Below are 16708 nucleotides of genomic sequence, written 5' to 3'. Positions count from 1 at the left end.
GGGTCATGCAGTTCGGAGTCTTCACCGTCGGCGACGTCACGGTCGACCCGACCACCGGCCGGGAGCCGACCGAGCATGAGCGGATCAAGGCGATGGTGGCCATCGCGCTCAAGGCCGAGGAGGTCGGGCTCGACGTCTTCGCCACCGGCGAGCACCACAACCCGCCCTTCGTGCCCTCGTCGCCCACCACGCTGCTGGGTCACATCGCCGCGCGTACGTCCCGGCTGCTGCTGTCCACCTCGACCACGCTGATCACCACCAACGACCCGGTGAAGATCGCCGAGGACTACGCGATGCTCCAGCACCTGGCCGACGGCCGGGTCGACCTGATGATGGGCCGCGGCAACACCGGGCCGGTCTACCCGTGGTTCGGCCAGGACATCCGCAGCGGCATCCCGCTCGCCATCGAGAACTACGACCTGCTGCACCGGCTGTGGCGCGAGGACGTGGTCGACTGGAAGGGACGCTTCCGCACCCCGCTCCAGTCGTTCACCTCGACGCCGCGCCCGCTCGACGGGGTGCCCCCGTTCGTCTGGCACGGCTCGATCCGCAGCCCGGAGATCGCCGAGCAGGCCGCCTACTACGGTGACGGCTTCTTCGCCAACCACATCTTCTGGCCCAAGGAGCACACCCAGCGGATGGTCGGCCTCTACCGGGAGCGCTTCGCGCACTACGGGCACGGCAGCCCGGAGCAGGCGATCGTCGGGCTCGGGGGGCAGGTCTTCCTCCGGCGCAACTCCCAGGATGCCGTCCGCGAGTTCCGGCCGTACTTCGACAACGCCCCGGTCTACGGGCACGGGCCGTCGCTGGAGGAGTTCAGCCGGGAGACGCCGCTGACCGTCGGCAGCCCGCAGGAGGTCATCGACCGCACCCTGGGCTTCCGCGAGTACGTCGGCGACTACCAGCGCCAGCTGTTCCTGATGGACCACGCCGGCCTGCCGCTGAAGACCGTGCTGGAGCAGCTCGACCTGCTCGGCGAGGAGGTGGTCCCGGTGCTGCGCAAGGAGTTCGACACGCTGCGACCGGCGCACGTGCCGGAGGCGCCGACCCACGCGTCGCTGGTCGCCGCGCGGGAGGCGAGCCTGACCGGCGCGAAGGAGGAGCGATGACCCGGCGTACCCTCGCCGTGGTCTCGGCCGGTCTCGGCCAGCCCTCGTCGACCCGGCTGCTCGCCGACCAGCTCGCCGCGGCCACTCGCGACGAGCTGGCCCGGCGCGGCGCCGAGGTGGAGATCCGCCCGGTGGAGCTGCGCGAGCACGCCCACGACGTGGTGAACCACCTGCTCACCGGCTTCCCGTCGGCGGCGCTGCGGGCGGCGCTGGACGCGGTGGCCGGCGCGGACGCCGTCATCGCCGTCACACCGATCTTCAACGCCTCCTACAACGGCCTGTTCAAGTCCTTCTTCGACGTGCTCGACCCCGGCGCCCTGGTCGACCGGCCGGTGCTGATCGGCGCGACCGGCGGCACCGCCCGGCACTCGCTGGCGCTGGAGCACGCGCTCCGGCCGATGTTCGCCTACCTGCGGGCGGTGGTCGTGCCGACCGCGGTCTTCGCCGCGCCGGAGGACTGGTCCGGCGAGGGCGTCGACGGCGCGCTGCGGGGCCGGATCCGCCGGGCCGGCGCGGAGCTGGCCGACCAGGTGGACCGGCGGCCGGCGGCCACCGGCCCGGCCGACCCGTTCGCCCTCACCACCACCTTCACCGACCTGCTCGCCGGCCGCGACCCGGCCTGACCGGGCGGACACGACACCCCGGCCCGCCGGCCGTTCCGCACCGGAGCGGCCGGCGGTCCGCGTTCCGGACCCCACCGATCCGGTACGCCCGGTTCAGTCCGCCGGCTCGTGCGGGTGGGCCACCAGCACCGGGCAGTGCGCGTGCTGCACGACGGCCTGGCTGACCGAGCCGAGCAGCAGCCCGGCGAAGCCGCCCCGACCCCGCGAGCCGACCACCACCAGCGCGACCTGCCCGCTCGCGGAGATCAACGCTTGCTCCGGCTCGGCCGCCCGGACCGTACGCTCCTCGACCGGCAGCCCGGAATGGTCGGAGCGGACCCGGGCCGCCGTACCGGCGAGCAGGTCGGTCGACTCGGCGTGCCCGGCGGCACCCGACTCGGCCACCTCGTCGGGCACCCCGCGCCCGTCGTCGGCGGCGCGGACGTGCAGCAGCACCAGGGGAGCGCCGCGCCGGACCGCCTCCTCGGCGGCGAGTCGTACGGCCAGCGCCGCCGACTCCGAGCCGTCCACCCCCACCAGCACCGGCCCACCGACCGGGATCGGCTGCTCGGCGGGGCGGACCACCAGCGCCGGGCAGTGCGCGTGCAGCGCCACCTGGGCGCTGACCGAGCCGAGCAGCAGCCCCGCGAAGCCGCCCACCCCCCGGCTGCCCACCACGACCAGGTCGGCCCGGCGGGACTCCTCGACCAGGGCGGCGCCCGGCCCGCCGGCGACCTGACGCACCTCCACGGTCAACCCGGGGTGCCGCGTCACCAGGTCGGCGGCGGTCTGTTCGAGCATCTTCTGCGCCTCCTCGGTGGGCGCCGGCACCCCGAGGTCGTACGGGTTGAGCGGCACGCCGTACCCGAGCGGGTGCAGGTAGCCGTGCACCAGGTGCAGCGGTCGGGAACGCCGACTCGCGGCCTGGGCCGCGTGCTCCGCGGCGACCAGGCTGGACGGCGATCCGTCGACGCCCACCACGACAGGTCGGTTCATGACTCCCCCCAGAGGTCGGTCAGGTCATTGTGGACGCCCGCGCCGTCACCGCCGCGCATTTGCCCCACCGACGGAGCCGTCCGCGTCGGCCGGGGGAGCGGTCGACGCGGACGGTGGGGGACCGGGACGCCTCAGGAGCCGTCGCCGTCCTTCGGGTGCCGGACGATGGCCAGCGGGCTGCGCGCGTGGTGCAGCACCGCGTGGCTGACCGAGCCGAGCAGCAGTCCGCCGAGGGCGCCGCGACCGTGCGCGCCGACCACGGTCAGCTGCGCGTCGGTGGACTCCTCGACCAGCACCCGGGCCGCCGTGCCGGCGACGAGCCGGTGCCGCACGGGCACCTCGGGATAGCGCTCGGACCAGCCGGCGAGGGACTCGACGAGCACCCGCTCCTCCTCGGCGCGCAGCGTGTCCACGTCGTACACCAGGGGCACGATGTCGCCCGGGCCGACCGGCGCGGGATAGAGCCAGGCGTGCACCGCGACCAGGATGGTGCCGCGCTGCGCGGCCTCGGCGAAGGCGAAACCGATCGCCTCGTGCGACAGCGGCGAGCCGTCCACGCCCACCACCACCGGGCCGTCGGCGCGCGCCTCGCCGCGCACCACCAGCACCGGGCAGTCGGCCCGGGCGGTCACCTGGACCGCCACCGAGCCCACCAGCAGCTCGGCGAAGCCGCCCAGCCCCCGGTGGCCGAGCACCAGCAGGGCCGCGTCCCGGCTCTCCCGGCGCAGCACCGCGACCGGCGCGCCGGCCACCACCTCACCGGTCACCACCACGTCGGTGGAGACCTTGCGGGCCTCGTCGACCGCCTCGTCCAGCAGGGACAGCGCCTGCTGCTGGAGGCCGGCGTCGGGCGGGCCCCCGGGCACCGGCCCGAGCGGCGTGCCGAGCAGCGGCCAGATGAAGGCGTGCACCACCCGCAGCGGCCGGTGCCGGGCGGCCGCCTCCCGCGCGGCCACCCGCACCGCGTCCAGAGCTGAGGGGGAACCGTCCACGCCCACCACGACGGGGGCACCGGATCTGCTGGTCATGACGTCCTCCTTCGTCCGGTTCCAGCCTGCTCCGCGGCGCTGCGGGCGGGCAGGGCCGGCGGTCCCGGGGGCGCCGGGACGATGGTCCCGTCCTCACCGCCACCGGCGGGTCAGCCGCAGCACGAGCCCGGGCAGCGCCGCGACGGCCGCGCAGGCCAGCAGCTGCTCGGCACCGAGCGCAGCGGTGCCGAGCAGCGCCCGCAACGGGCCGACGAGCACCCCGCCGACCTGGAGCAGCGCGGAGGCCGCCACCGCGACGAGCAGCCCCGGATTGCCCCGCCGGGCGCCGGCGAGGCGACGCGCGCGGACCGCCAGCGCCACCCCGAGCTGGGCCAGGCCGAGCACCAGGAAGACCACCGACTGCCAGGGCCGGTCGGCGTGGGCGGCGACCACGCCGGCGCCCAGGGTCACGGCCGCGATCAGCCCGCCGGTGAGCAGCACGTCCCGGCCCAGGCCCGCGCCGAGCACCGACTCCTGCGGGGAGCGGGGCGGGCGGTGCAGCGTGCCGGGCTCCGCCGGTTCCGCGCCGAGCGCCACCCCGGGCACCCCGTGGGTGAGCAGGTTGATCCAGAGGATCTGCGCGGGCAGCAGCGGCAGCGCCAGCCCGAACAGCGGTCCGGCCAGCATCACCGCGAGCTCCGCCACCCCGCCGGCGAGGGCGTAGCGCAGGAACCGGCGGATGTTGTCGTAGATCCGGCGGCCCTCGCCGATCGCGGCGGCCACCACCGCCAGGTCGTCGTCGACCAGCACCAGGTCGGCGGCCTGGCGGGCCACCTCGGTGCCACCGCCCATCGCCACCCCGATGTCGGCGCGGCGCAGCGCCGGGGCGTCGTTGACGCCGTCGCCGGTCATCGCCACCACGTGGCCCCGGGCCTGGAGGCCGGCGACGATGTCCAGCTTCTGGTCCGGCTGGGTGCGAGCGAAGACCCGGGTCGCCGGGTCCGCGTCGGCCGGGTCGCCGTCGTCGCCCCGGACCACCGGGTCGCCGTCGCGCCAGAGGCCGAGCTGCCCGCCGACCGCCGCGGCGGTGGCCGGGTGGTCGCCGGTGACCAGCAGCAGGCGTACGCCGGCCCGGTCGAAGCTGTCGGCGAGCGCGGCGGCGCCGGCGCGCAGCGGGTCGCCCACCGCCACCAGGCCCACCGGCCGCAGGCCGACCGGGGCGGCCGGGTCGGGCGCGGTGCCGACCCACCCGCTGACCACGGCGAGCACCCGCAGCCCCTCCGCCGCCAGCAGGTGCGCCCGCGCGGTCAGCGCGGCGAGTTCCTCCGCCGACGCGTCCACCAGCGGGGCGACCAGCACGTTCTCCGGCGCGCCCTTGCACACCACCAGCCAGCCCCGGCCGCAGCTGCGGTGCACCGTGGTCATCCGCCGGTTGTCCTGGTCGAACGGGTGCTCGGCGACCCGGGGCCAGGCCGCGCGGGTGGCCTCCGGGTCCAGGCCGCACCGGGCGGCGAAGGCCACCAGCGCCGCCTCCAGCGGGTCGCCGACGGCGGTCCACTCCGGTCGCCGGTCGTCCGGTGGCGCCAGCGCGGCGTCGTTGCAGAGCAGCCCGGCCCGCGCCAGGCGGCGCAGTTCGTCCGGTACGGCCACCCGCCCGTCGTCCTGTCGTACCACGCCCTCGGGCGCGTAGCCGGTGCCGGTGACCGCGTAGCCGGCGCCGTCGGCGGTGACCGCCCGCTGCACCGCCATCCGCCCCTGGGTGAGGGTGCCGGTCTTGTCCGACGCGATCACCGTCACCGAGCCGAGCGTCTCCACCGCGTGCAGCCGGCGGGGAACGGCCCGGGACCGCGCCATCCGGCGGGCGCCCAGCGCCAGGGCCAGGGTCACCACGGCGGGCAGCGACTCGGGCACCGCCGCCACCACCAGGCTGACCGCGGTGACCGCCATCTGCACCGCCGGCCGCCCGCCGGCCACGCCGAGCACGAAGACCAGACCCGACAGGAGCACCGCCACCAGCCCGAGGACCCGGCCGAGGCCGGTCAGCCGGCGCTGCAACGGGGTGGGGCCGGGGCGGGTCCCGGCGACCAGGCCGCTGATCCGGCCCAGCGCGCTGGCCGGCCCGGTCCGCAGCACCACCCCGGTGCCCCGGCCGGTGGCGACGACCGTGCCCGCGGCGAGTTCCCCGCCGGCGTCCCGGGCCACGGGCGCCGCCTCACCGGTCAGCGCCGACTCGTCCAGCCGCAGCCGGCTGGCCTGCGTCAGCAGCAGGTCCGCCGGGACGACGTCACCCGCCTCGACCCGGACGAGGTCGTCGCGGACCACCTCGGCGGCGGGCACGATCAGGTCGTGTCCGTCCCGGACCACCCGGGCGGTCGGCGCGGCGAGCTGGTCCAGCGCGGCGATCGCCCGGTCGGCGCGCAGCTCCTGCGCCACCCCGATCGCGGTGTTCACGGCGACCACCAGCAGGATCACCGCGGTGTCCGGGTGGTCGCCGAGCACCGTGGTCAGCACGGCGGCGGCGAGCAGCAGCGCCACCAGCGGGTCGGTGAGCTGGTGCAGGACCCGGACGGCCAGGTGCCGGCGGGGTGGCGGGGCCACCCGGTTCGGGCCGTCGGTACGCAGCCGCGCCTCGGCGGTCGCCGCGCTCAGGCCGACCGGTGCCACGGGGACGGCGGCTGCCGCGGGCCGGCCGGTCCGGGTCGTCGTACCGACTGTGCCCACCGGTGGCCTCCGTCCTCGTGGCGCGCCGACTGCGCGCACCGTCCCGCTCCACCGTCGTCCCGTCGAAGGTGTGGCGGCAGAGGCGTTGCGCCCGCGAGGCCCGGGACCATCGGCCCTGACGCCGGGCCCCCGGTGGGGAGTCGGATGGACTCAGGACGATCGACAAGGAGGTCGGAGATGTCCACTTCCACCAAGTTCCGCGGCGGTGCCCTGGCGCCGTTCGACTGGACGAACCTGTCCTGGCTGCCGATGCTGGCGCCCACCATCCGGGTCGAGGACTACCTCGACGGCGACCGGTACGTCGTGCGCGCCGAACTGCCCGGCATCGACCCGGCGAAGGACGTGCGGATCACCCGTACCGGCGACACCCTGCGGCTGGACGTGGTCCGCCGGGAGAGCCACACCGACAAGGTCCACTCCGAGTTCCACTACGGCTCCTTCTCCCGGCTGATCCCGCTGCCGGGCGGAGTCAAGGAGGAGACCATCGCCGCCCGGTACGCGGACGGCATCCTCGAGATCACCGCGACCGTCGGCCTCACCGAGCCGACCGCCCGCGAGATCCCGATCACCGTCGAGCCCGCCGTCAAGGTGGAGCCCCCCGTCAAGGCGGAGCACGCCGGCCGGCGGTGACCAGACCCGAGGGGCCCGGCGGTACGCCGGGTCCCTCACCCGAGCACGGAGGCGCGAGTGCGATGACCCCGCTGGAGATGCTCCGCGTACATCCCTTCCTGGCCGGACTGCCCGAGGAGTGGCTGCCCCGGCTGACCGGCTACGCCCGCCCGGTGGTGTGGCACCCCGGGCACCGGCTGTTCCGGGCCGGGCAGCCCGCGGAACGGTTCTGGCTCGTCCGTGGCGGCCAGGTGGCGCTGGACTTCCCGGTGCCCGGCCGGGGCGACGTGGGGATCGAGACGATCGGCGCGGGCGGTGTCCTCGGCTGGTCCTGGCTCTTCCCGCCCTACCGTTGGCAGTTCGGGGCGGTGGCCGTGCAGCGCAGCACGGCGGTGGAGTTCACCGCGGAGGGGGTGCGCCGGCTGATGGAGGCCGACGACCGGCTCGGCCGGCAGCTCACCACCCGGTTCATGAGCGTGGTGGTGGACCGGCTCCAGTCCTCCCGGGTCCGCCTGCTCGACCTGTACGGCTACCCGACCGCGCTGCCGCGGACCGGCTGATTGCGACCGCCGCCGGGGGACCACCCCGGCGGCGGGTCAGTAGACGGTCAGCCCCCGCGCGGCGAACTGCCCGCGTACCCGGTCCAGCAGCTCGGCGCCCGGCGGCTCGGTCCCCGCCAGCGGGAACGTGATGCCCAGCTCGGCGTACTTGTGCGCGCCCAACCGGTGGAACGGCAGCACCTCGACCCGCTGCACGGTGGCCAGCTCGGCGGCGAAGTCCGCGACCCCGGCCACGTTCGCCTCGTCGTCGGTGAGCCCGGGCACCAGCACGAACCGGATCCAGATCGGAGTGCCCCGGTCGGCGAGCCGCCGGCCGAAGCGCAGCGTCGGGGCGATCTCGCCGGTCCGGGTCACCCGCCGGTACGTCGCCGGGTCCCGCGACTTGACGTCCAGCAGCACCAGGTCGGTGGCGTCCAGCAGCGCGTCGTCGGCGCGGGCGCCGAGAAAGCCGGAGGTGTCCAGCGCGGTGTGCAGCCCGAGGTCGTGGCAGCGGCGCAGCACCTCGCCGGTGAACCGGGGTTGCAGCAGCGGTTCGCCCCCGCTGACGGTCACCCCGCCGCCGGCCACCGTGATGAACCGGCGGTACTTCGCCACCTCCGCCATCAGCTCGTCGACCGTGCGGTGCCGGCCGCTGCGCCGGTACCAGGTGTCCGGGCTGTGGCAGAACCGGCAGCGCAGCGGGCAGCCGGCGAGGAACGCCACGAAGCGGGTGCCGGGCCCGTCCACCCCGACCGACAGGTCGTACGAGTGGACGGCCCCGGTCAGCGGCCCGCCGGTGCGCCCGGGCCGGACCGGCCCGGGCGTCGGCGTGCTCACAGCGACCCGTGGAACGTCCGGGACACCACGTCCCGCTGCTGTTCCGGGGTGAGGCGGACGAAGTTCACCGCGTACCCGGAGACCCGGACGGTGAGCTGCGGGTAGCGCTCCGGGTGGGCCATCGCGTCGACCAGGGTGGCCCGGTCGAGCACGTTGACGTTGAGGTGGAAGCCGCCGGCGTCGGCGTACCCGTCGAGCACACCGGCCAGGTTGTCGATCCGCTCCTGCCGGGTGCGCCCCAACCCGTCCGGGGTGACCGTGCCGGTCAGCGAGATGCCGTCCCGGGCGGCGGCGTACGGCAGCTTCGCCACCGACAGCGCGGCGGCGACCAGCCCGTGGGTGTCCCGCCCGTTCATCGGGTTCGCCCCGGGCGCGAAGGGCTCACCGGCCCGCCGGCCGTCCGGGGTGTTGCCGGTGTGCCTGCCGTAGACCACGTTCGAGGTGATGGTCAGCACCGACATGGTCAGCTCGGCGTCGCGGTAGGTGCGCTGCCGGCGCAGCTTCTCGGCGAACGTCTCGGTCAGCCACACCGCGATGGAGTCGGCCCGGTCGTCGTTGTTGCCGTAGGTGGGGGGTTCCCCCTCGACCAGGTAGTCGACCGCCAGCCCGGTCTCGTCGCGCAGCACCTTGACCCGGCCGTAGCGGATCGCGGCGAGGCTGTCGGCGGCGACGGAGAGCCCGGCGATGCCGGTGGCCATGAAGCGGCGCACCGGGTGGTCGTGCAGCGCCATCTCCAGCCGCTCGTACGCGTACCGGTCGTGCTGGTGGTGGATCACGTTCAGCGCGTCCACGTACGTCTCGGCCAGCCAGTCCAGCGTCCGGTCGTACGCGGCGAGCACCTCGTCGTAGTCGAGGGTCTCGCCGTCGACGGGCGGGGTCGCCGGGGCGATCTGCTCGCCGGTCAGCTCGTCCCGGCCGCCGTTGATGGCGTAGAGCAGCGCCTTGGCCAGGTTCGCCCGCGCCCCGAAGAACTGCATGTCCTTCCCGACCCGCATGGCCGACACGCAGCAGGCGATCGCGGTGTCGTCGTCGTACGCGGGGCGGATCAGGTCGTCGTTCTCGTACTGGATGGCGCTGGTGTCCAGGGACACCTGGGCGCAGAACTTCCGGAACCCGTCGGGCAGCCGCGGTGACCAGAGCACGGTCAGGTTGGGCTCGGGCGCGGGGCCGAGGTTGTAGAGGGTCTGCAGGTAGCGGAAGCTGGTCCGGGTCACCAGCGGCCGACCGTCCGCGCCCATCCCGCCGAGCGCCTCGGTGACCCAGGTGGGGTCGCCGGAGAAGAGCTGGTCGTACTCCGGGGTGCGGAGGAACCGGATGATCCGCAGCTTGATCACGAAGTCGTCGATCAGCTCCTGGGCGGTCATCTCGGTCAGGCGCCCCTCGGCGAGGTCCCGCCGCAGATAGACGTCGACGAAGTTCGCGGTCCGGCCGAGCGACATGGCCGCGCCGTTCTGCTCCTTGGTGGCGGCCAGGTAGGCGAAGTAGAGCCACTGGACGGCCTGCTGGCCGGTGGCGGCCGGACGGGAGATGTCGTACCCGTACGAGGCGGCCATCTCCTTCAGCTCGCCCAGCGCGCGGATCTGCTCGGCCAGCTCCTCCCGGTCGCGGATCACGTCGTCCGTGGAGGGCCGGTCGTCCAGCGCGGCCTTGTGCGCCTTCCGCTCGGCGATCAGCCGGTCCACGCCGTAGAGCGCGACCCGCCGGTAGTCGCCGATGATCCGGCCCCGCCCGTACGCGTCGGGCAGCCCGGTGATGACGTGCGAGCGCCGCGCGGCGAGCACGTCGGCCGGGTACGCGTCGAAGACCGCGTCGTTGTGCGTCCTGCGGTAGCTGGTGAAGATCCGGTGCACCGTCGGGTCGGGGGTGTAGCCGTACGCCTTCAGCGCCGTCTCCACCATCCGCAGCCCGCCGGCCGGCATGATCGCCCGGCGCAGCGGCGCGTCGGTCTGCAGGCCGACGATCAGCTCCCGGTCCCGGTCGATGTAGCCGGGCGCGTGAGCGGTGATGGTGGACGGGGTGGCCGCGTCGACGTCGTGGACGCCCTTGCGGCGCTCGTCGACGAACATCGCCTGCAACCGCCCCCAGACCTCCAGGGTGCGGCAGGTCGCCCCGGTCAGGAACGACGCGTCGCCGGTGTACGGCTCGTGGTGACGCCGCACGAAGTCCGCCACGTCGATCGTCTCGCGCCAGGGGCCGTCGGTGAAGCCCCGCCACGGGTCCAGGGTGCGCTGGTTGCCGGTCATGATCTGCTCCCGTCGAGCCGGTTGACCTTCCACCGCAAGCCTTCCGCGTGGCGGTGCCACCGGGCAGGGCCGCCGGTACCGACCGGTCCGGGACCTCCGCCCCTGTCGACGGGCCGGTCGACCCCGGCGCCCCGGGGACCGGAACGGCCGCCGGGCGCCGACCCCGCAGGAGGGGGCCGACGCCCGGCGGCGGTCGCGGCGGGTCAGCGTTCGACGACCAGCCGCCGGGCCCGCAGCACGCGCGCCCACCAGGGCCGGTCGGCGGGCCGCAGGGTCGACGGGCGTACGCCGCGCAGGCTCACCCAGCCGCCCGGTCCCATGGTCACCGCGCCGATCGCCGGTGCCCGGCGGCGGGCCGTCACCGCGACGGCGGCGGTGAGCACGGCCACCGCGAAGGCCCCGGCGGCCGCCGCGACGAGCTGGTCGGGGTCGACCACCCGCCGGTACCGGACCCGCCCCTGCGCGAGCACGAACGCGCCGATCGGCCGGCCGGCGTGGGTGACCGGCACCAGCGCGGCGGCCGGCGTGCCGGGCAGTTCCAGCACCGGCCCGATCGGGGCGACCGGGGCGACCGGCTCGGGTGCGGTCGGGGCGGGAGCCGGCGTGGACGCCGGCCGGGGCAGGGGTGGGCTGGCCGGGGCGGTCCCGGTCGGGTTGAAGATCGCGGTCATCGCGCTGCCCTCCTAACGGGAGTCGGACGTGCCGGTGGTGGGTTCGACGGCGGCCCGCCCGGCTGCCAGCCGGGCGATCGGCACCCGGTACGGCGAGCAGGAGACGTAGTCCAGGCCCGCCTCGGCGAAGAAGGCCACCGAGTCCGGGTCGCCGCCGTGCTCCCCGCACACCCCGATGGTCAGCTCGGGGCGGGCTGCCCGGCCCTCCGCCACGGCCAGCCGGATCAGCCGCCCGACGCCCCGCGCGTCGATCGTCTCGAACGGCGACACCGGGAAGATGCCGCGCTCCAGATAGGTGCTGAAGAACGAGCCCTCGACGTCGTCGCGGGAGAACGCCCAGGCGGTCTGGGTGAGGTCGTTGGTGCCGAACGAGAAGAAGTGCGCCTCGGCGGCGATCTCCCCGGCGGTGAGCGCCGCCCGCGGCACCTCGATCATCGTGCCGATCGGGATCTCCGGCGCGCCGTCGACCGTCGCGAGGACCCGTTCCGCCTCGTCCCGCACCGCGGCCAGCTCCCGCACGTCGCCGACGAGCGGCACCATGATCTCCGGCCGGGGGTCGCCGCCGGCCCGGATCCGCTGCGCCGCCGCCTCGGCGACCGCCCGGACCTGCATGGCGAAGAGTCCGGGCACCACCAGGCCGAGTCGCACCCCGCGCAGTCCGAGCATCGGGTTGGCCTCGTGCATCCGGCGGACCGCCGCCAGCAGCGTCGCGTCCCGGCCGGGGTCCCGACCGAGCGCCTCGGCGCGGGCCACCCGCGCGGTCAGCTCCGCCAGCGGCGGCAGGAACTCGTGCAGCGGCGGGTCGAGCAGCCGGATGGTCACCGGCAGCCCGTTCATCGCGGCGAGGATGCCGACGAAGTCGGCCCGCTGCAACGGCAGCAGCGCGTCCAGCGCGGCGGTCAGCTCGTCCGGGCCGTCGGCCAGGATCAGCCGCTCCACCAGCTCCCGCCGTTCGCCGAGGAACATGTGCTCGGTGCGGCACAGCCCGATGCCGGTGGCGCCGAACCGGTGCGCCCGGCGGGCGTCGTCCGGGGTGTCGGCGTTCGCCCGTACGCCCAGCTTGCGGACCTGGTCGGCGTGGCCGAGCAGCCGGTGCACGGCCGCGACCAGCGGGTCCGCCTCGGGGCTCAGCTCGCCGGCGAGGTAACGGGCCACCGGGGAGGGCTGCACCGGGACCTCGCCGGGATAGATCCGGCCGGTGGTGCCGTCGATCGAGATGACGTCGCCGGCCCGGACCACCCGGTCGCCGACGGTGAACTCGCCGCGGTCGGGGTCGATGTCGAGCGCGTCCGCGCCGCAGACGCAGGTCCGGCCCATGCCCCGGGCCACCACGGCGGCGTGCGAGGTCTTCCCGCCCCGCGAGGTGAGCACCCCCTGCGCGGCGATCATGCCGGGCAGGTCGTCGGGGTTGGTCTCCCGGCGGACCAGGATCACCGGGTCGGTGGCCGCCGCGGCGGCGGCCGAGTCGAAGACCACCCGTCCGACGGCGGCGCCGGGGGAGGCGCCCACCCCGGCGGCCAGCGGCGCGGGCGCCGCGGCCGGGTCGAAGGCGGGGAACATCAGCTGGGCGAGCTGCCCGCCGGTGACCCGCAGCAGCGCCTCGTCGAGAGTGATCAGGCCCTCGTCCACGAGCTGCCCGGCGATCACGAACGCCGCCGCGGCGGTGCGCTTGCCGACCCGGGTCTGCAACATCCACAGCTTCCCGCGTTCGATGGTGAACTCGATGTCGCACAGGTCCCGGTAGTGCCGCTCCAGGGTGGTCATGATCTCCAGCAGCCGGTGGAAGCTGACCGGGTCGAGGCGTTCCAGCTCGGGCAGCGGGACGGTGTTGCGGATGCCGGCCACCACGTCCTCGCCCTGGGCGTCGGCCAGGTAGTCGCCGTACACGCCGGGCGCGCCGGTGGCCGGGTCGCGGGTGAACGCCACGCCGGTGCCGGAGTCGGGGCCGAGGTTGCCGAAGACCATCGCCATCACGTTGACCGCGGTGCCCAGGTCGTCCGGGATGTGCTCCTGCCGCCGGTACAGCCGGGCCCGCTCCGAGTTCCACGACTCGAAGACCGCGCGGACGGCCAGGAAGAGCTGCTCGTGCGGGGCCTGCGGGAAGTCGTGCCCGACGTGCCGCAGGAAGATCTTCTTGTACGTCTCGACCAGGTCCCGCAGCTGCCCGGCGTTCGGCCCGCCGGCCCCGGCGGTGGCGCGCAGCGCCGCCAGTTCCCGCTCGAACTCGTCGGTGGGCACCCCGTACACGGTCCGGCCGAACATCTGGATCAACCGGCGGTACGAGTCCCAGGCGAACCGCTCGTCACCGAGACGCGCGGCGAGCCCGCCGACGGTGGCGTCGTTGAGCCCGATGTCGAGGATCGTCTCCATCATCCCGGGCATCGAGTAGCGCCCGCCGGAGCGGACCGCCAGCAGCAGCGGGTCGTGCGGGTCGCCGAGCCACCGGTTCAGCTTGGCCTCGACCTGCCGCAGGTGGGCGGTCACCTCCTCGAAGAGCCCGGCCGGAGGCGACCCGGCGGCCAGGAACGCCCGGCAGGCGTCGGTGCTGACGGTGAAGCCGGGCGGGACGGGCAGCCCCAGCCGGGTCATCTCGGCGAGGTTCGCGCCCTTGCCGCCGAGCAGGTCGGCCCTGCTCCGGTCACCCTCGATGAAGTCGTAGACGTACTTGGGCATGGTCCCGGCCTCCGCTCCGCTACCGCTCGACCCCCGTCCCCTCGTTGGTAGCAACCGGCGGGCACCGGCCGGCAGGGCCGGACGGGACGCCGACCGGGCCAGAGGTCCCGATCGTGTCGGTGCGCAGACGTATCCTCCGGCCGTGACCAGTGAGCTGCGGCTGCGGCCGGTACGCGACGAGGACCTGTCCGCCTTCTTCGCCCACCAGCAGGACCCGGAGGCGAACTGGATGGCCGCCTTCGGCCCCGCCGACCCGGCCGACCGGGCCGCCTTCGACGCGCACTGGGCGCGGATCCGCGCCGACCCGCGGATCGTCAACCGCACCGTGCTGGCCGGCGACGAGGTGGTCGGCTACGTCGCGGCCTTCCCGGTCGACGAGCAGACCGAGGTGAGCTACTGGATCGACCCGCGCCGGTGGGGTCGCGGTCACGCCACCGCCGCGCTGACCGCGCTGCTGCGCGAGGTGCCGCAGCGGCCGGTGCACGCCCGCGCCGCCAAGGACAACCGCGCCTCCCTCGCCGTGCTGCGCAAGTGCGGCTTCGTCGTGGTCGGCGAGGACTCCGGGTACGCCCACGGCCGGGGCACCGAGGTGCAGGAGTGGGTGCTGGAGTTGCCCGCCGGGTCGGCTGACCAGCACGACCACTAGTCTCCCCAGGGTGAATTGGCTGGAACTCGTCGGCTGGGCCGGCTCCGCGCTGCTGGTCTGGTCCCTGTTGCAGACGCGCATCCTGCGCCTGCGCGCGCTCAACCTGGTCGGCTGTCTGATCCTGATCGGCTACAACGCCGCCGTGCACGTCTGGCCGATGGTCGGGCTCAACGTGGTGCTGGCCGTGATCAACGTGTGGTACCTGCGGAAGATGCTGGCCACCCGGCACGACGACGAGACCTACCAGGTCGTCGAGGTGGGCACCGACGACGCGTTCCTCGCCCACACCCTGCGCGTGCACGCCGCCGACATCGCCCGGTTCAACCCGGACTTCCGCTGGACGCCCGGCGACGGGCGGCGGTCGGCGTTCCTGGTGGTCCGCGCCGACGAGGTGGTCGGGGTGGTGGTGTCGCACGCCGAGGCCGGCGGGGTCGCCCAGATCGACCTCGACTACGTGACCCAGCGGTTCCGCGACTTCACCCCGGGCGAGTTCGTCTACCGGCGCAGCAGCCTCTTCACCGACCGCGGGTTCCGTCGCGTGGTCAGCCCGCCGGGCATGGTCGCCCCGTACTACCACCGGCTGGGCTTCCGCCCGGAGGGTGACGCGTACGTGCTCGACCTGCCCGCGCCGGCCTGACCCGCGGGGAGGATTGCGCGACCCCTCCACGGGGCACAGAGGGGCCTACGCCGACCGGGTCCTCCGGTCGGCGGCGTCGGCCGGTCGGCCGGTGCCGGCCGCGTGAGGGAGAGAACCGGGCGTGCAGAGCTACTGGAGCCAACTGGCCCTGGTCGGAGTCCTGGTCATCGTCAACGCGGTCTTCGCCGGCAGCGAGATGGCGCTGGTGTCGTTGCGGGAGAGCCAGCTCCAGCGCCTGGAGCGCACCAGCCGTGCCGGCCGCACCCTCGCCCGGCTCGCCAAGGACCCGAACCGGTTCCTCGCCACCATCCAGATCGGCATCACCCTCGCCGGCTTCCTGGCCTCCGCCGCGGCGGCGGTCTCCCTGGCGAAGCCGCTGATCCCGCTGCTCGGGTTCTTCGGCGACGCCGCCGAGACGGTCGCGATCGTGGTGGTGACCCTGGCGCTGACCTTCGTCACGCTGGTCTTCGGTGAGCTGGCCCCGAAGCGGATCGCCATGCAGTCCGCCGAGCGGTGGGCGCTCATGGTCGCCAAGCCGCTGGACCTGCTGGCCACCTTCACCCGGCCCGCCGTCTGGGCGCTGGGCGCCACCAGTGACCTGGTGGTACGCCTGTTCGGCCTGAACCCGAAGCACCAGCCCGACGAGATCGGCCCGGACGAGCTGCGCGACATCGTCGCCGGCAACCACGGCTTCACCAAGGAGCAGCGGACCATCATCGCCGGTGCGGTGGAGATCGCCGACCGGCAGCTGCGGGCGGTGCTCGTACCCCGGTTGCAGGTCTTCACGCTCGACAGCGGGACCACCGCGGAGGCCGCCCGGCTGGTCCTCGCCGCCACCGGCCACTCCCGGGCCCCGGTGGTCCGGCACGGCGGCCTGGACGAGGCGGTCGGCGTGATCCACCTGCGCGACCTGGTCGGCGTGCCGGACGACCGACCGGTCGACGAGATCGCCCGCCCGCCCATGCTGCTGCCCGACTCGCTGCCGGTGGTGGACGCGCTGCGCCAGTTCAAAGCGGAGCGGCAGCACATCGCCCTGGTCGTCGACGAGCGGGGCGCGGTCGACGGGATCGTCACCCTGGAGGACATCCTCGAGGAGATCGTCGGCGAGATCTACGACGAGACCGACCGGGATCTCAGCTCGGTACGCACCGAGCCCGACGGCGCGCTGGTGCTGCCCGGCACCTTCCCCGTGCACGACCTGCCGAACCTGCGGGTGGAGCTGCCCGGTCGGCCGGCCGGCGACTACACCACCGTCGCCGGGCTGGTGCTCACCTGCCTCGGGCACATCCCCACCGTGGCGGGGGAGAGCGTCACCATGGACGGCTGGCAGCTGGTCGTCGCCGACATCGACCACCACGCGATCAGCGAGGTGCGGATCCGCCGCGACGCCCCGGCCGAGGGCGACGCCGCCGACGACACCGACCTGCCGGTGCTGGACGAGGCCCGCAGCTGAGCCG

General features: G+C 74.9%; 14 protein-coding genes. 7 read left to right on the top strand and 7 right to left on the bottom strand.

Annotated features, from left to right (window positions below):
- Positions 1-5 precede the first annotated feature (5 nt).
- Positions 6-1109, top strand: a complete 1104-nt coding sequence (locus ABUL08_RS12710) for an LLM class flavin-dependent oxidoreductase (RefSeq protein ID WP_350937726.1) — start codon at positions 6-8, stop codon at positions 1107-1109.
- Complete coding sequence (locus tag ABUL08_RS12705) at positions 1106-1732, top strand: FMN reductase (protein ID WP_350937725.1); 627 nt, start codon at positions 1106-1108, stop codon at positions 1730-1732. The genes ABUL08_RS12710 and ABUL08_RS12705 overlap by 4 nt, the downstream gene beginning before the upstream one ends.
- Before the next feature lie 93 nt (positions 1733-1825).
- Here the strand turns inward: ABUL08_RS12705 and ABUL08_RS12700 are convergent, their stop codons facing one another.
- The 3 genes from ABUL08_RS12700 to ABUL08_RS12690 form a co-directional block, all read right to left on the bottom strand.
- The gene (locus ABUL08_RS12700) at positions 1826-2707 is read right to left on the bottom strand and encodes a universal stress protein (protein ID WP_350937723.1); all 882 of its coding nucleotides are present in this window, start codon (positions 2705-2707) and stop codon (positions 1826-1828) included.
- A gap of 131 nt (positions 2708-2838) precedes the next feature.
- Positions 2839-3735: a universal stress protein gene (locus ABUL08_RS12695; protein WP_350937721.1), complete on the bottom strand. Its 897-nt coding sequence runs from the start codon at positions 3733-3735 to the stop codon at positions 2839-2841.
- A 93-nt stretch (positions 3736-3828) separates the two neighbouring features.
- Complete coding sequence (locus ABUL08_RS12690; protein WP_350937718.1) at positions 3829-6396, bottom strand: cation-translocating P-type ATPase; 2568 nt, start codon at positions 6394-6396, stop codon at positions 3829-3831.
- 177 nt (positions 6397-6573) lie between these two features.
- Here ABUL08_RS12690 and ABUL08_RS12685 point away from each other — a divergent pair, with 177 nt between their 5' ends.
- Together ABUL08_RS12685 and ABUL08_RS12680 are read left to right on the top strand one after the other, a co-directional pair.
- Positions 6574-7026, top strand: coding sequence for an Hsp20/alpha crystallin family protein (locus tag ABUL08_RS12685; RefSeq protein ID WP_350937716.1), 453 nt, complete (start codon positions 6574-6576; stop codon positions 7024-7026).
- A gap of 62 nt (positions 7027-7088) precedes the next feature.
- On the top strand, positions 7089-7565 hold the full coding sequence (locus tag ABUL08_RS12680) for a cyclic nucleotide-binding domain-containing protein (protein WP_350937715.1): 477 nt from the start codon (positions 7089-7091) through the stop codon (positions 7563-7565).
- Between the two features lie 36 nt (positions 7566-7601).
- Here ABUL08_RS12680 and pflA read toward each other — a convergent pair whose 3' ends face one another.
- The 4 genes from pflA to ppdK all read right to left on the bottom strand — a co-directional run bounded on the left by pflA (position 7602) and on the right by ppdK (position 13968).
- Positions 7602-8381, bottom strand: coding sequence for a pyruvate formate-lyase-activating protein (pflA, locus tag ABUL08_RS12675; protein WP_350937713.1), 780 nt, complete (start codon positions 8379-8381; stop codon positions 7602-7604).
- On the bottom strand, positions 8378-10624 hold the full coding sequence (gene pflB / locus ABUL08_RS12670; protein WP_350937711.1) for a formate C-acetyltransferase: 2247 nt from the start codon (positions 10622-10624) through the stop codon (positions 8378-8380). Before pflB ends, pflA begins: the two co-directional genes overlap by 4 nt.
- A gap of 203 nt (positions 10625-10827) precedes the next feature.
- Positions 10828-11295, bottom strand: coding sequence for a hypothetical protein (locus ABUL08_RS12665; RefSeq protein WP_350937709.1), 468 nt, complete (start codon positions 11293-11295; stop codon positions 10828-10830).
- 12 nt (positions 11296-11307) lie between these two features.
- Positions 11308-13968 carry a pyruvate, phosphate dikinase gene (ppdK, locus tag ABUL08_RS12660; RefSeq protein ID WP_350937707.1) on the bottom strand — a complete coding sequence of 887 codons (2661 nt, stop codon included), beginning with the start codon at positions 13966-13968 and terminating at the stop codon, positions 11308-11310.
- Between the two features lie 142 nt (positions 13969-14110).
- Here ppdK and ABUL08_RS12655 point away from each other — a divergent pair, with 142 nt between their 5' ends.
- The 3 genes from ABUL08_RS12655 (at position 14111) to ABUL08_RS12645 (ending at position 16704) form a co-directional block, all read left to right on the top strand.
- Positions 14111-14614 (top strand): GNAT family N-acetyltransferase, encoded by a 504-nt coding sequence (locus ABUL08_RS12655; RefSeq protein WP_350937705.1) that lies wholly within the window; start codon positions 14111-14113, stop codon positions 14612-14614.
- Between the two features lie 10 nt (positions 14615-14624).
- Positions 14625-15251 (top strand): hypothetical protein, encoded by a 627-nt coding sequence (locus ABUL08_RS12650; RefSeq protein ID WP_350937703.1) that lies wholly within the window; start codon positions 14625-14627, stop codon positions 15249-15251.
- Between the two features lie 121 nt (positions 15252-15372).
- Positions 15373-16704 (top strand): hemolysin family protein, encoded by a 1332-nt coding sequence (locus ABUL08_RS12645; protein ID WP_350937702.1) that lies wholly within the window; start codon positions 15373-15375, stop codon positions 16702-16704.
- Positions 16705-16708 lie beyond the last annotated feature (4 nt).

Source organism: Micromonospora sp. CCTCC AA 2012012 (assembly GCF_040499845.1).
In the GTDB taxonomy this organism is placed as follows: Bacteria; Actinomycetota; Actinomycetes; order Mycobacteriales; family Micromonosporaceae; genus Micromonospora; species Micromonospora mangrovi.
This window is presented reverse-complemented; position numbering and strand designations above follow the sequence as displayed.